The following is a 15,024-nucleotide window of genomic DNA, read 5'->3' as shown; positions in this document are numbered from 1 at the left end:
GGGCGTGGACGGGGAGAGGTGCCCCCGGTACCGCCACCTGCGGAACGGGACTTTCCGGGCGCGACCGTCATTCCCGACTGGTGAGTAGTGAACGCTAACGCACCGGTCGCGGACCGCCGAGCGTGCTCTCCCGGGTGATCAGCCGGAACGGCGGCTGGACGTCGTACGGCGGGCTCACCGGTTTGCCCTCGATCCGCGCGACCAGCGCCTGCACCGCCAGCCGGCCGATGTACTCCTTGTCGGGGGCCACCGTCGTGAGGGTCGGGGTGCTGAACCGGCCCTCCTCGATGTCGTCGATGCCGATCACCGCGATGTCGTCGGGGATGCGGCGGCCGGCCTCGCCGATGGCGCGCATCGCGCCGATCGCGATCAGGTCGTTGTAGGCGAAGACCGCGTCGGGCGGCTCGGGCAGGTCGAGCAGGTGCCGCATGGCGCGCAGGCCGTCCATGCGTCCGAACAGCGCCGTGCTCACCACGAGGGCGTCCTCGAACGGGAGACCGGCGGCGCCCAGCGCCCGGCGGTAGCCGAGGAAGCGCAGGTGGGCCGATTGGCGCAGGTCGCCGGGCTGCGAGCCGATGAACGCGATGCGGTGCCGGTCGAGCGACACGAGGTGCTGCACCGCCGCGTGCGACGCCGCGATGTTGTCGATCGCGATGTGGTCGTGGGGGACGTCGTAGACGCCCTCGCCGATCAGCACCAGGGGCGTCGAGACGGACCGGGCCAGCACCTCCTCGCGGGTGATGCTGACCGGGGAGAAGATGAGCCCGTCCATGACCTGGCGACGGGAGCCCATGGCGAGCATGAGCTCCTTGTCGCGGTCGCCGGCCGTGTCCTCCATGACGAGCGTGTAGCCGAGGCCGGCCGCCTCCCGGATGGCGGCGCCGGCCAGCTCGGCGAAGTACGGGTTGTTCAGCTCCGGGATCGCCAGCACCACGATGCCGGTGCGTCCGCTGCGCAGGTGTCTGGCGCTGAGATTGGGGGAGTAGCCGAGCTCGTCGATGGCCTCCTGCACCTTCAGCCGCGTCGCCTCGCCGACCGGCCGGTAGCCGTTGACCACGTTGGACACCGTCGCGAGCGAGACGCCGGCCCGCTCGGCGATGTCCTTCAGGCTGACCACCACGTACGAGCCCCTCTCATCGCAGCCGCCGGACCCGGCTGAGGTAGCTCTGGGTGACCACGACGACCACCAGGAACGCACCACTCACCACCGACTGCACCGAGGAGGTGAGGTTTCCGATCTGGTTGATCACATTCTGGATGACGCCCAACAGCAGGACCCCGCACAGGGTTCCGCTGACCGTACCCGCACCACCGATGAGCAGTGTGCCACCGATGACCACGGCCGCGATCGCGTCGAGCTCCATGCCGACACCGAGGATCGTCACCCCGGAGCCGAGCCGGGCCGCGTTGAGCGCTCCGGCGAAGCCGGCGAGCAGTCCGCTCAACAGATAGGTGAGCACCTTGATGCGGGCCACCGGCAGGCCCATGAGCGCGGCCGCGTCCTCGCTGCCCCCGATCGCGTACACGCCCTGACCGTACCGGGTCCGCTGCAGCAGCACGCCGCCGAGAACACACAGCAGCACCGCGATCCACACCGGGTACCCGAACCCGAGCAACGTGCCCCGGCCGAGGTCGAGGAACGCGGCGTCGCGCGGCACGAGGAAGGTCCTCGCACCCTCGTCGGTGATCGCGAGGAGGAGACCGCGCGCGCCCAGCAGCGTGGCGAGTGTGACGATGAACGGCGCCAGCCCGGTGTACGCGACGACCAGGCCGTTGAGCAGCCCCACCGCCCCGCACACCAGCAGCGGCGCGAGCAGCGCCGGCGCCAGCCCGTACTGGCTGGCCCACGCGGCGACCACGCCGCCGAGCGCGAACACCGAGCCGACCGACAGGTCGATGCCACCGGTGATGATGACGAACGTCATCCCCACCGCCACCACGACGAGGAACGACGACTGGATGCTGATCCCGGTGAGGTTGTCGAACGTGGCGAACGAGTCGAACACGAGCGATGCCACAAGGGTCGACAGCAGGAGGACCGCGAGAGCGCCGTGCCGTTGCGCGAGCGCGGCGATGCGCTCGCTGCGCGCCACGCGGGACACGGGAAGCTGCCTGCCCCCGGTGGTCAGTACGGCGGTCACCGCGTCCTCCGTTGCCTCGCCACGTACACCGCCACCAGGATCACGGCCGCCTGCACCATCTGGGCGGTCGAGTCGGGCAGCCCGTGCTGGATGAGCGTGGCCCGCAGCAGCTGCATGAGCAGCGCGCCCGCGACCGTGCCCAGCACCCGGATCCGGCCGCCGGTCAGCGGCGTGCCGCCGACCACCACCGCGGTGATCGCCGACAGCTCCATGAGGTTGCCGACCGCCGACGGGTCGCTCGCGGTGAGCCGCGCCGTGGCGAGCACACCCGCGAGCGCCGCGAACACTCCACAGAGGACATACGTGACGATCAGCACCCGCTTCACCGGCAACCCGGCCAGCTGGGCCGCCGGCCGGTTGCCGCCGATCGCGACGAGCTGGCGCCCGTACGTGGTGCGGTGCACCACGAACCCGACGACCACCGCGAGCACCGCCGCGATGAGCGGCAGGCCCAGGACGCCGCCCTCACCCAGCGCCAGCAGGTCGGCGTTGCGGATCTGCTTGAGCTGGCCGTCGGCGATCACCAGCGCGAGCCCGCGCCCGGCGACCAGCAGCGCCAGCGTCGCCACGATCGGCTGCAACCCGACGACCGCGACCAGCGAGCCGTTCACCAGCCCGGCGACCGCGCCCGCCACGAGCGCCATCAGCACCGCCGGCCACACGCCGAACCCGAGGTACAGCGGGATCACCGCGGCGGCCAGCGCCATCACCGACCCGACCGACAGGTCGACGCCCTCGCCGCCGATCACCAGCGCCATGCCGAGCGCGACGATGACGACCGGCGCGACCTGGACGAGCTGCGTGCGCAGGTTGGACACCTGGAGGAAGTTGTCGGTGAAGAACGCGTTGAACAGCAACAGGACCGCCACCGCGCCGTAGACGCCGTAGTCCTGCACGTACCGCGCGACCGGTCTCTTCGCGGCGACGGCGAGCTCAGTCATCCGCGGCCTCCTGCGCGATCGCGGCCATGATGGCGTGCTCGCTCACGTCGTCGCCGGCGAGCTCGCCGACGACGGCGCCGGCGCGCAGCACCACGACCCGGTCGGCGCCCTCGACGAGCTCCTCCAGGTCGGAGGAGATGAGTACGACGGCCAGCCCGTCGCGGGCCAGCTCGTCGATGAGCTTCTGCACCTCGGCCTTGGCACCTACGTCGATGCCGCGGGTGGGCTCGTCGAGCAGCAGCAGCCGCGGTTCCAGGCACAGCCAGCGGGCCAGCAGCACCTTCTGCTGGTTGCCGCCGGACAGCTCCGCGACCCGCTGCTCGGGGCTGGACGCCTTGATGCGCAGGCGTTCCATGAAGGTCCGCACGATGCGGTCCTGCCGGCGGCGGGTCACGATCCCGGCTCTCGCCAGGCGGGGCATCGCGGCGAGCACGATGTTCTCCCGCACCGACAGGTCGGGGATGATGCCCTCGGCCTTGCGGTCCTCGGGCAGCAGCGCGATGCCCTCGCGCAGCGAGGCGGCGGGGGAGAGTCTCCGCAGCGTCCGGCCGCCGACGGTCACCGAGCCGTCGTCGAGCGGCAGGGCACCGACGATGGCCTTCGCGGTCTCCGAGCGCCCCGACCCGAGCAGCCCACCCAGGCCGGTGACCTCGCCGGGGCGCACGGTGAACGACACACCGTCGAGGACGTGACGCTTGCGCAGACCGTCGACGTGCAGCAGTGGCTCCGCGGACGTGGCCTCGCCGTGGTCGCCGAACCCGGTCACCCCGTCGCGTTCCACCTGGACCAGGTCGCGGCCCAGCATGTGCGAGACCAGCGTGAGCCGGTCGAGACCCTTGATCGGGCCCGTGTGCACGACTCGGCCGTCGCGCAGCACGGTGACCCGCTGGCAGAGCTCGTACAGCTCGTCGAGGCGGTGGCTCACGTAGACGACGGCGATGCCCTGCGCGCTGAGGTCGCGCACCACGCGGAAGAGCGTCTCGACCTCGCGCGGCTCCAGCGAGGAGGTCGGCTCGTCCATGACGAGAACCCGTGCCGTGTCGCCATGAGCGCCGACCGCGACAGCGCGCGCCAGGGCGACCATCTGCTGCGCACCCAGGCTTATTGAGCGCAGCGGGCGGGTGACGTCAACATTGATCCCGTACCGCTCCAGGGTCTCCGACGCCTCGCGGTTCATGCGCGCCACGTCGATCAGCCCGACCCGCCGCGGTTCGCGTCCCAGGAAGAGGTTCCGCGCGACGCTCATCAGCGGGACGAGGTTGACCTCCTGGTAGATCGTGGAGATCCCCGCGTGCTGGGCGTCGAGGGGCCGCCCGAAGCTCACCGGCGCGCCCCGGTACCGCACCTCGCCACCGTCGGCCCGGTAGACGCCGGTGAGCACCTTGATGAGCGTCGACTTGCCGGCGCCGTTCTCGCCGACGAGGGCGTGCACCTCGCCGGGGCCCACCGACATGCTGACCCGGTCGAGGGCCAGCACGCCGGGGAACCGCTTGGAGACTTCGTGGGTCTCCAGGACCACTCCCTTTGGAGTCGTAGCCGCCATGGTTAGTAGGCGCTGCCGAGCGACGACTGCGCGTTGGCCGAGTCGTACTCGCGGTCTTCGATGATGACGTTCTCGGGGATCGCCGTACCGTTGTAGAAGTCCAGCGCCGTCTTGAACGCCAGCGGGCCGAACCGTGGGTTCGACTCGATGACCGCATTGATCGTGCCGTCGACGATGGCCTGTACGGCGTTGCGGGTGCCATCAATTGACACGATCTTGATGTCCTGGCCCGGCTTCCTGTTCGCGGCCTTGATCGCGGTGACCGCGCCGAGCGCCATCTCGTCGTTCTCGGCGTAGACCGCCGTGATCTCCGGGTTGCTGGAGAGCAGCTGCTCCATGACCTGCTGGCCCTTGTCGCGGGCGAACTCGCCGGTCTGCTGGGCGACGATCTGCAGCCCCGGCGCCTTGGCCTTGGCCTGGTCGACGAAGCCGTTGGTGCGGTCCGTAGTTACGTTATTTCCGGACGAACCAAGCAGAATAGCCACCTTGCCGGTGCCGCCGGTCACCTTGATCATCGCGTCGGCGGCCCGCTTGCCCTGCTCGACGAAGTTCGAGCCGAGGAACGCCAGGTAGTCCTTGCAGCTCTTGGAGTTGATCTTCCGGTCGATCGTGAGCACCGGGACCTTCTTGGCGGCGGCCGCCTGCAGGGCCGGCTCCAGGCCGTCGGAGTTCAGCGGCGCGACGATCAGGAACTGGGCGCCCTGATTGAGCATGTCCTGGATGTCGGCGATCTGCTTGCTGAGCTGTGACTGCGCGTTGGTGACCAGGAGTTGCTTGACGCCCTGCCTGGCCGCCTCGTCTCTGATCGACTGGGTCTCGGCGATGCGGAACGGGTTGGCCTCCTTCTCCGACTGGGAGAAGCCGACGACGGCGTTCTTGAGATCGAGCTTGGCGGCGCCGTACTGCTGCAGCGTGCAGGACGGTCCGGCCGGCGCGGAGTTGCTCGCGACGACCTGGGCGCCCTCGGTGCCGGACGTCGACGGGGTGCCGCCGTCCTCGCTCTTGGTGCAGCCGGCGAACAGGGTGGTAGCGGCGAGCAGCGCGGCGGTGGCGCCCACGGCGCGCCGGGACGACCCGCGTAAGGGCGTGCGGAGGGACATGAAGGGACTCCTCAGGGCGGGGGTGAGGGAAGGGAGCGCTCACGATGGGTGCGAGAGCGCTCTCAGACATCGACGGTCGGTTATTGACGCGGCCGTCCAGTGGGTTCTATAACGTTAAACACACGGCTTGGGAGACGGTCAAGAGCCGTGACGGCGCCGTTATGAAAACCGCTCCATCCGCCCCGGCGGCGCCGCAACCGCCCACCGCCCACCCCCACGGAGGCGACATGTCCCCGATGTCCGCGTCGCGAAGGCCGATCCTGGCCGTCGCGGCGCTCCTCGCCACAGCGGCAGCCAGCCTGCTCGTGCACACGCCCGCGCAGGCCGCCCCGGCCAAGACCCCGCCGCTGACCACACCCTGGACCGCGCAGGCCCTCAACGGCACGCCGCTGCCCGAGTACCCCCGACCCCAGATGACCCGGCCCGAGTGGCAGAACCTCAACGGCGAGTGGCAACTGCGCCAGTCGGTCACCGACGACGCGCCGCAGTTCGGCGTGACGCTGCCGGAGCGCGTCAACGTGCCGTTCCCGGTCGAGTCGGCGCTGTCGGGCATCATGCGTCCGCCCAACGACAACCGGCACTACCTGTTCTACCGCCGCACGTTCACCGTGCCGCCGACCTGGGCCGGACGCCGCGTGCAACTGCACTTCGGCGCCGTCGACTGGCAGACCACCGTGTACGTCAACGGGGTGAGCGTCGGCTCGCACACCGGTGGCTACGACGGGTTCGGCTTCGACATCACGCCCCGGCTCATCGGAGGCGCGAACGAGATCGTCGTGAAGGTCTACGACCCGACCGACAGCCGCCAGAACAACACGCTGCCGCTCATCGGCAAGCAGACCAAGACGCCCAGCGGCATCTTCTACACGGCGGTCTCCGGAATCTGGCAGACCGTGTGGCTGGAGCCGACGCCCGCCTCGTCGATCAGCAGCGTCGACATGTACCCGAACCTGTCCAACAACACCTTGCGGGTGCGGGTGTTCACGCGGGGAGACGTCTCCGGGCACACCGTGCTCGCCGAGGCGCTCAACGGGTCCACCGTGGTCGGCACGGCCACCGGCGGGTTCACCGAGTTCTCCGTGCCGGTGCCCGATGCCCGCCGCTGGACGCCGGACGACCCGTTCCTGTACAACCTCCGCGTCACGCTGCGGAACGCGTCGGGGGCACAGGTCGACCGCACCACGCACTACTTCGGGATGCGCACGATCACCACCGGAATGGTGAACGGCAAGCTGCGGCCGCTGCTCAACGGTCAGTTCGTGTTCCAGACCGGAACGCTCGACCAGGGCTACTGGCCCGACGGCCTCTACACCGCGCCCACCGACGCGGCCCTGGCCTTCGACCTGCAGAAGCACAAGGACCTGGGCTTCAACATGGTGCGCAAGCACATCAAGGTCGAGCCGCAGCGCTGGTTCTACCACGCCGACCGGCTCGGACTCCTGGTGTGGCAGGACATCCCGTCGTTCACCGCGCAGGACATCAACGCCACCAACGCGCAGCAGGCCCAGTTCGAGGCGGAGGCGCGCGAGATCGTCGACGAGCACCGCAGTTCGCCGTCGGTGGTCGCGTACACGACCTACAACGAGGGCTGGGGCGAGCGGGCGCTCGCCGACACCCAGCGCGTCGGCCAGATGGTGAAGAACTACGATCCGACCCGGCTGGTGAACGTCCACAGTGGATACAACTGCTGCCAGTCGCTGGGCAACCCGGGCAACGGCGACATCGACGACTGGCACATGTACCTCGGGCCGGCCTCACCGGTGCCGTCGGGCAGCAGGATCGCGGTGCTCGGCGAGTTCGGCGGGCTCGGGCTGCAGACACCCGGTCACCAGTACAGCCCGAACGGCCAGTGGTTCGCCTACGAGTGGCAGGCGAACCCGACGGCGATGACCGACCGGTACGTCGGCCTGGTGCGCGGCGTGCAGAACCTCATGATGGGCAAGGGGTTGAGCGCGTCGGTCTACACCGAGATCACCGACCTGGAAGGCGAGCTGAACGGGTTCCTCACCTATGACCGTCAGGTGGTGAAGTTCGACCAGAACCGGGTCCGGGCGGCGAACCAGGCACTCATCGCCGCGTCGCGGAACACGCCGGCGCTGTCGCCGGTCGGGCTCCCGGTGAACAGCCGGGTCTCGTTCCAGGTGACCACGCCCGGATACACCGACCGGTACCTGCGGCACCAGAACAGCCTCGCGTACACGGCGGTGGTCAACGCGTCCAGTGACGCGACGACGAAGGCCGACGCGACGTACACCGTGCGCGCCGGGCTCGCCGACGGGTCGTGCTATTCGTTCGAGTCGGTGAACTTCCCGGGGCAGTTCCTGCGGCACGCCAACTCCCGGGCACAGAACTCGGTGAACGACGGGTCGGCCCTGTTCCGCGCCGACGCGACCTGGTGCGCCCGCACCGGTCTGTCGGGCACCGGGGTGTCGCTGGAGTCGTGGAACTTCCGCGGCTCGTTCCTGCGCCACTACAACGCCGAGGTGTGGATGACCGACGGCGCGGGTGGGCCGGCGTACAGCAACCCCGATCCCTGGGTCAACGACAGCACGTGGGTCATCGGTTCACCCTGGGCGCCGTGAGATTTACCGGACTCCGCAGACCTGTCGTTCGTCCGGTGTCCGCGCTCTAATCGATTCCACTCGACATGAGGAGTGGAATGACCGACGACGCTGACGCCGCGCGGGTCGACCGGCTGCTCCGGTCGCTCGACGCGCTGGACAACATGTCCACCGACGGGCCCGGCCGGGTTGAGGGCGCGGACGGCACCGGAACGGTGCGTGTCACCCTCGACCCGGCCGGGCTGGCGGAGTCCGTTTCGCTCGGCGACGGCTGGCGCCGGTCGGTCGGCACCGGGAGGCTCGCGGGCGCCGTGGCGGAAGCCGCCGCCGCGGCGCTCGCCGACCGGGCCGCCGTCGCCGACCGGCGACTGGTCGACGCCGGGTTGCCGGAGCGCCTGAAGGCGCTGGACGCCTGGGTCACGGGCGAGACCGGCGAGCCGCCTCCGGGCGTCCCGACGAAACCGACGCCGCTGCCCGAGCCGTCCCCGCCGACCGGTACCACCGGGGAGATCCTGGCGTCCCTCGACGACACCCGGGTACAGGGACGCGTGCGCCCCGCCGCGACCGGCGTGTCGGCGTTCGGGAAGGTGACGGTCTCCCTCGCCGGCAACGGCGCCCTGACGTGCACCGCCGACCCGGAGTGGCTGTCGCGGCGCGACGACGTCGAGGTGACCGACGCGATCCGGGCCGCACTCGGGCACGCCCGCGTTGAACTGATGCGGCTCGATGTGCGTTGACCGGGTGAAGGCGACGAGCTGAACGGGAGCGCACATGGCCGATCTCGACGAACTGCCCGGACGGATGCAGCCTCCGCTGCCCGAGCGGAAGCCGGCGGGTCCGCGTCCCGTCGAATCGGGGCCCCACTACGACGAGTACCTGGGAATGCGGCCCGGTCAGCTCCGGTACGCGTCGGAGGACATCGCGGTGCACCTCGAGGCGTGGCGGACCGCGCACGAGGAGCTGATGATGGCGCGGGGCGCGCTCGCGTACATGGAGACCGTCGGCGAGCCGCCGTACCTGGCGGTGGGCCCGCGCATCTGGAAGCTGCACGAGGAGTCGATCGACCTCATGTGGGACCACCTGAGCGAGGGGTACCGGGTCGCCGGCGCCATCCGCGACACGCTCGTCGCGATCGACAAGGGCTTCCGGACGGCCCTGGACGCCGAGTACGCCAGCGGGAAGGCGCTGCTCGACGGCGTCGAGCGGCGGGGCGGTGCGCGGTGAGCGCCGGAGAACCGGGGCGGTGCGCGGCGAGCGCCGGAAATCGTGGCGGTGCGCGGTGAGCGCGAACCCGAAGGAGGACCCGGAGGAGACCGGCATCTGGGGCCGGATCGGTGCCGGTCAGGCCGACGCCGACTGGGCCAGGGACGAGGTCGAGCACCACCGGAAGTGGCTGCTGGAGACCAGCGAACCCACGCGGACCTACTTCCAGCGGATGCGCGACTGGGCGGTGCAGACGGCGAAGGACGCGTTCTTCCAGGCGGCCGAGTGGGTGTGGGCCGGGATGAAGTGGGTCTACGAGCACTTCGAGCGGATGGCCAAGCGGTTCCTCGTCGTTCTGGACGTGCCGCGCAAGGCGCTCGAGGACGCCAAGCGCTGGCTGCGCGTCCGCACCCGGCTGGTGAAGTACCGCACCGCGATCGAGCCGGACACGCTGAAGGACCACCTGCGCGAGTCCGGGAACTCGGGCTGGTCGGGCTCGGCGGCGGCGACGTACGCGGAGGCGGTCACCCGGCAGTTCAACGTCGCCGGCTCGTTCGCCTTCACGGCGTTGCGCGTCAGCACCGCGATGATCGAGTACGCGAACAGCGTCGCGCGGCTCAACGCGAGCTTCGCGAGCGAGACCTACGCGGTCATCATGAGGATCTACGACCTCCTCGACCAGGCGTTCACCGACTGGACCGACGCCGGGAAGATGAGGTCGGCGTGGGCGTCCGTCAAGCGGCAGATCCTGGCGCTGACCGTCTACTACGGCAACAACCGGCTCGCCACCGGCGTCGGGCTCGACTACACGAGCGAGGCGTTCGCCGAGGCGTGGCAGGAGGACACCTTCTTCAGCAAGGGCCGGTGGCCCGACCCCACCCGGTGGGCGAACTTCCCGACCGTCACCCCGGAGGGCACGGTGCGGCCGTTCCGGCCGCCGCCGCAACTCCGGTGAGGGACGGGTTACGCTTCTGATCCATGACACTGGATGACGCCGTCGAGGCGATGACGGAGGCGGCGTTCCGTACCGGTGACTTCTCCGTGGCGCAGCGGCTGCTGGCCGACGCGCAGGCCGCGGCCACCGATCCGGCCGCGGAGGCCGCCGTGCTGCACCAGCAGGGCTGGCTGATGCACTGGCGGGCCTTGGAGTCCATTGTGGACGGTCAGGTGCGGGAGTCGGACCCGGATGCCGAGGAGGCGTTGTTCCAGCGGGCCCTGGACCTGCGGCGCGCCCTGGACGACCGGGCGGGCGTCGCCGCGTCGCTGTTCGGGGTCGGGCTGGTGCGGCAGGTGCTGCGCCACGACTCCGCCGGTGCGATCGGGCTGTTCCGGGAGGCGCTGCCGCTGGCCGAGGAGCACGGCGACCTCCTCACGTGTTCGGAGCTGCACCGGCACATCGGCTTCTACCACCTCGTCGACCGCAAGATGTACGACGAGGCCCTGCGGCACCTGCGCATCTCGCTGGACCTGCGGGAGAAGCACGGCGACGCCCGGTGGGTTCCCAGCGGCACGCTCGCGGTGGGGCAGGCGCTGCTCATGGCCGGCCGTCGGGCCGAGGCGGCCGGCGTGCTGCGGGTGGCACTCGACCAGACACGCGCCGCCGGCCTGCGCCCCCAGCGGGTGGCACAGGCCGAAGACTGGTTGAGCCGCGCCGAGTCGGCCGGGTGAGCCGCGCCGGGCCGGCGGGGTGAGCGCCGCCGGGTGAGCGCCGCCGGTCCGGGCGGTGGCCCCGGGCGGGGCGCTGGCCGCTGGCTCTGGCCGCGACCGGTGCGGGTCACGTGGTGACGGGTTCGCGGATCGTGGCGGCCAGGGCCTCGTCGAGGGCGGTGGGCTTCAGGCCGAACACGCGCTCGGTCTCGGACGCGTCGAGGATGAACGGCCGGTCGAACTGGTAGGACATCTCCCGCATCTCCTTCATGAACGGATTGAACCAGCCGCTCGCGTACATGACCGGGCCCGGAAGGCTGCGCACGGTGGGCTCGGCGAAGCCACCCACCCGCGCCGTGTGGCGGACCAGCTCCCGCAGGGTCATGGGCTCGGGGGACGGGACGTGCCACGCCCGACCCCAGGCGCGCTCGTCGCGGCCCAGCGCGATCAGTGCTCTCGCGACGTCACCGGTGTAGGTGAACGTGTGCGGCTGGTCGATCTCGCCCGGCAGCCACACCGTGCGGTTGGCCCGCAGCGCGGCCAGCGCGAACTCCAGCGTCGAGTGCCGCGGGCTGATGAAGTCCGACGCCCGCACCTCGGTGACGCCGGAGATCCGGCCGGACCGGTGGGCGGCGAGCGCGTCCTCCCACAGCTTCACCCGCACCCGGCCCTTCACCGTGGGGGCGGCCAGCGGCATGTCGGGCGTCATCGGACGGTCGACCGGGCCGTAGACGTACAGGTTGCCGGTGATCACCAGCGGTGCGCCGCTCGACCCGGCCGCCGCCAGCAGCGACCCGGCCAGCGGGGGCCAGTCGGTGGGCCACGAGTGGTACGGCGGGTTGGCGCAGTTGTAGATCGCCGTGGCGCCGGCGCTGAGGCGGGTGAGCGCGGCCGGGTCGCTGGCGTCGGCCGCCACCCGCTCGATGCCCGGGTGGACCGGGCCGGACCCGCTGCGCGTGACGACGCGGACGTGCTCGCCCGCCTCGGCGAGCTGGACGGCGGTGGACGAACCGATGGCTCCGGCTCCGACGACGACGTGCATGACGACCTCCGTTTGTGAGCAGTGCTCTCTGTTGAGAACAATGCTCTCTCATTGCGTCCGCGTTGTCAAGAGCAGTGCTCTCTGTTTGGCGCTGACCTGTGCGACCATGGCCGGCATGAGTAGCGGAATCCGGGCCCGCGTCCGCGCGCAGATGACCGACGAGATCAAGACGGTCGCGCGGCGTCACCTCGCCAGCGACGGCGCGAACCTGTCGCTCCGGGCGGTGGCGCGCGATGTCGGGGTGGTGTCGTCGGCGATCTACCGCTACTTCGCCAGCCGCGACGAGCTGCTGACCGCGCTGATCCTCGATGCCTACAACAGCCTCGGCGCCGCGGTCGAGGCCGCCGACCTGGGCGTGGTCGAGGCCGCCGGGAAGGCCGCGGCCGCGGGCGCCTTCGAGTGGGACGCGCTGAGCGCCCGCTGGATGGCCGTCTGCCACGCGGTGCGCGACTGGGCGCTGGCCGCGCCGCACGAGTACGCGCTCATCTACGGCAGCCCCGTTCCGGGCTACCGGGCACCGAGCGACACCGTCCCGGCGGCAACACGGGCGGCGCGGGTGCTCGGCGGGATCCTCCAGGACGCCGCGTCACAGGGGCGCTTCCCCGCCGAGGAACCGCTCACCGGTCCGGCGGCGGAGAACTTCGCGCAGCTCGCGACCTGGCTGTGCCCCGACGCGCCGCCGGCCGCGGTGAGCCGGGGCATGGGCGCGTGGGTCCAGCTGTTCGGCACCGTGAGCTTCGAGCTGTTCGGCCAGCTCGAGAACGCCGTCGGTGACAAGGAGGCGTTCTTCGAACACCAGATGCGGGCGCAGGCGGTCTACATAGGACTGTGAAGGCTGTGGGGGTGCAGGCGCACCGTGAACCGGCCGCCGGGCGGCGGTCCGATCTCGATCGTTCCACCGTGCAGCGACACCTGCTGGGCGACCAGGGTCAGCCCCAGCCCGGAGCCCGGGCTCCCGGGCGCCTTCGTGAACCGTTGGAACACCGCCCGGCCCAGGTCGGCGGGGACGCCCGGGCCACCGTCGGCGACGGTGAGGGTCGCGTCCCGGGTCAGGGTCACCGCCACCGTGGCGGTTCCGTCCGGACCGGCACCGTGGACCGCGGCGTTGTCGAGAAGGTTGTCGACCACGCAGCGCAGGCCGTCGGGCCAGCCGGTGACCGGCAGCGTGGCCGGACCCGACAACGTGATCGTGGCCCCGGCGTGCCTGCGGCGGGCGGCGTCGACCGCGCCGTCGAGCAGCTCGGCCAGGTCGATCCGCTCGAACTGCTCCGGGGTCACCAGTTCGCCCTGCGCGAGGATCCGCAGCATCGCCAGGAGGCCCACCGCGCGCCGGTGCTCGGCGAGCAGGTCGGTGAGGACCTCGACGCGCTCGGCCGGGTCGATGTCGGTGTGCCGCTGCAGCACCTCGAGGTTGGTGCCGATGCCGGCGAGCGGGGTCCGCAGCTCGTGCGCGGCGGTGGCGGCGAACGACCGCGCCGCCTGCAGTGCCTGGTTGGTCAACGCGACCTGGCCGTCGTAGCGGTCGAGGGTGCTGTCGACGACCGCGGCCACCTCGTCGATCTCGGGCAGGCCCGACCCGCCGCCGACGCGCATCGCCGGCCGTCCCGACAGCGCCGCGAGCCGCCCCTGCAACCGTCGCAGGGGACGCGTGGCGGCCCGGCCGACCAGCCAGCCGACCAGCGACGACACGGCCATGGCGAGACCGGTGACGAGCGCGACCCGCACCCGCAGCCGGTCGAGCTGCCGCTGCGGCTCGCCGGCCGGCGCGAACACCCACAGCCGCCCGCCCCGACCGTCGGCCGACGGCACGTTGACCGCGACCGCCCGCCACCGGTGGCCGCCGCCGACGACGTTCTGCGGCCCGGTCTTCTTCGCCGGCAGCCGGTCGACCGGCGGGTGCTCGCCGATGGTCATCCAGCCGCCGTTGCCGTACACCGCGATCCCGCCCGGCACGTTGAAGCCGTTCTCGGGACGCTGCGGGGGACCGGGCCGGTTGAGCACGCGCACCGCCTGCGGCCGCACCCGGGTCGCCTGCGCGCGCAGCTGCGCGTCGAGCTCGCCCATCACGTCGTCGCGCGACAGCCGCAGGAAACCCAGGCCGGCCAGGAAGACGAGCAGTGTCACCGTGCCCGCGCAGGCGAGCGCGAACCGGGTCGCGAGCCTCATCGGGCTCTCATCAGGAACCCGATGCCCCGCACCGTGTGGATCAGCCGCGCCGCGCCGCCCGCCTCGGTCTTGCGGCGCAGGTAGCTGACGAACGTGTCGACCGCGTTCGTACCCACGTCGAAGTCGTAGCCCCACACCAGCTCCAGCAGCCGGTCGCGGCTGAGCACCACGCCCTGGTTGCGGGCCAGCACCTCCAGCAGGTCGAACTCGCGCCGGGTGAGGTCGAGGTCGGTGCCGCCGCGGCGGGCGGTGCGCGCGTCGGCGTCGACGACCAGGTCTCCCACCCGGAGGACGCCGGTGGCCGGTGGCCGCCGGCGCAGCAACGCCCTCAGGCGCAGCTCGAGCTCGGCGGTGACGAACGGCTTGACCAGATAGTCGTCGGCGCCGGCCTGCAGACCGGAGATGCGGTCGTCGGCCTCGTCGAGCGCCGACAGCATCACGATCGGCACCTCGTTGCCCTCGCGGCGCAGTCGCCGGCAGACCTCGGTGCCGCTGAGGTCGGGCATCGACACGTCGAGGACGACGACGTCGGGCCGGCCCGCGGCGATGCGGGCCAACGCGTCGAGCCCGCCCTCGGCGACGTCGGTGCGGAACCCGGACAGCCGCAGGGCGCGCGCCAACGACCGACGCAGCACGGCGTCGTCGTCGACGATCAGCACCGTTCCGGACATGGGGTGGGG

General features: G+C 71.4%; 14 protein-coding genes. 6 read left to right on the top strand and 8 right to left on the bottom strand.

Translation table 11 applies throughout. The features are described 5' to 3' along the window. Window positions 1-94: 94 nt before the first annotated feature. The 5 genes from Voc01_RS12365 to Voc01_RS12345 are packed head-to-tail and all read right to left on the bottom strand — an operon-like array spanning window position 95 to window position 5,725. Entirely contained in the window at window positions 95-1,120 is a 1,026-nt protein-coding gene (locus Voc01_RS12365; protein WP_203927509.1) for a LacI family DNA-binding transcriptional regulator, read from the bottom strand. 13 nt (window positions 1,121-1,133) lie between these two features. Continuing rightward, window positions 1,134-2,141, bottom strand: a complete 1,008-nt coding sequence (locus tag Voc01_RS12360; protein ID WP_239160132.1) for an ABC transporter permease — start codon at window positions 2,139-2,141, stop codon at window positions 1,134-1,136. Beyond that, window positions 2,138-3,082 carry an ABC transporter permease gene (locus Voc01_RS12355; protein WP_203927508.1) on the bottom strand — a complete coding sequence of 315 codons (945 nt, stop codon included), beginning with the start codon at window positions 3,080-3,082 and terminating at the stop codon, window positions 2,138-2,140. Before Voc01_RS12355 ends, Voc01_RS12360 begins: the two co-directional genes overlap by 4 nt. Beyond that, the gene (locus Voc01_RS12350) at window positions 3,075-4,601 is read right to left on the bottom strand and encodes a sugar ABC transporter ATP-binding protein (protein WP_239160131.1); all 1,527 of its coding nucleotides are present in this window, start codon (window positions 4,599-4,601) and stop codon (window positions 3,075-3,077) included. Before Voc01_RS12350 ends, Voc01_RS12355 begins: the two co-directional genes overlap by 8 nt. Window positions 4,602-4,627: 26 nt before the next feature. Continuing rightward, window positions 4,628-5,725 carry an ABC transporter substrate-binding protein gene (locus Voc01_RS12345; RefSeq protein ID WP_203927506.1) on the bottom strand — a complete coding sequence of 366 codons (1,098 nt, stop codon included), beginning with the start codon at window positions 5,723-5,725 and terminating at the stop codon, window positions 4,628-4,630. Window positions 5,726-5,952: 227 nt separating this feature from the next. On the opposite strand from Voc01_RS12345, the gene Voc01_RS12340 reads away from it, so the two are divergent. From Voc01_RS12340 to Voc01_RS12320, 5 genes are all read left to right on the top strand, one after another. Next, window positions 5,953-8,307: an AbfB domain-containing protein gene (locus tag Voc01_RS12340; RefSeq protein WP_203927505.1), complete on the top strand. Its 2,355-nt coding sequence runs from the start codon at window positions 5,953-5,955 to the stop codon at window positions 8,305-8,307. A 77-nt stretch (window positions 8,308-8,384) separates the two neighbouring features. Next, a complete protein-coding gene (locus Voc01_RS12335) occupies window positions 8,385-9,023 on the top strand; it encodes a hypothetical protein (RefSeq protein WP_203927504.1) in 639 nt (212 codons plus the stop codon). 34 nt (window positions 9,024-9,057) lie between these two features. Next, window positions 9,058-9,510 carry a hypothetical protein gene (locus tag Voc01_RS12330; protein WP_203927503.1) on the top strand — a complete coding sequence of 151 codons (453 nt, stop codon included), beginning with the start codon at window positions 9,058-9,060 and terminating at the stop codon, window positions 9,508-9,510. 55 nt (window positions 9,511-9,565) lie between these two features. Then, a complete protein-coding gene (locus tag Voc01_RS12325; RefSeq protein ID WP_203927502.1) occupies window positions 9,566-10,444 on the top strand; it encodes a hypothetical protein in 879 nt (292 codons plus the stop codon). Window positions 10,445-10,467: 23 nt separating this feature from the next. Continuing rightward, a complete protein-coding gene (locus tag Voc01_RS12320; RefSeq protein WP_203927501.1) occupies window positions 10,468-11,157 on the top strand; it encodes a tetratricopeptide repeat protein in 690 nt (229 codons plus the stop codon). Between the two features lie 106 nt (window positions 11,158-11,263). Here Voc01_RS12320 and Voc01_RS12315 read toward each other — a convergent pair whose 3' ends face one another. Continuing rightward, window positions 11,264-12,178 (bottom strand): NAD-dependent epimerase/dehydratase family protein, encoded by a 915-nt coding sequence (locus Voc01_RS12315; protein WP_203927500.1) that lies wholly within the window; start codon window positions 12,176-12,178, stop codon window positions 11,264-11,266. Between the two features lie 115 nt (window positions 12,179-12,293). Between Voc01_RS12315 and Voc01_RS12310 the strand changes: the two genes are divergently transcribed. Then, on the top strand, window positions 12,294-13,010 hold the full coding sequence (locus Voc01_RS12310; protein ID WP_203927499.1) for a TetR/AcrR family transcriptional regulator: 717 nt from the start codon (window positions 12,294-12,296) through the stop codon (window positions 13,008-13,010). Here Voc01_RS12310 and Voc01_RS12305 read toward each other — a convergent pair. After that, window positions 12,995-14,344 carry a sensor histidine kinase gene (locus tag Voc01_RS12305; protein WP_203927498.1) on the bottom strand — a complete coding sequence of 450 codons (1,350 nt, stop codon included), beginning with the start codon at window positions 14,342-14,344 and terminating at the stop codon, window positions 12,995-12,997. The genes Voc01_RS12310 and Voc01_RS12305 overlap by 16 nt on opposite strands. After that, a complete protein-coding gene (locus Voc01_RS12300) occupies window positions 14,341-15,015 on the bottom strand; it encodes a response regulator transcription factor (protein ID WP_203927497.1) in 675 nt (224 codons plus the stop codon). The genes Voc01_RS12305 and Voc01_RS12300 overlap by 4 nt, the downstream gene beginning before the upstream one ends. Window positions 15,016-15,024: the final 9 nt, after the last annotated feature.

This window comes from Virgisporangium ochraceum, assembly GCF_016863655.1.
GTDB lineage: Bacteria > Actinomycetota > Actinomycetes > Mycobacteriales > Micromonosporaceae > Virgisporangium > Virgisporangium ochraceum.
Note: the sequence above shows the minus strand (reverse complement) of the source record. Positions and strands in the feature narration are given on the sequence as shown.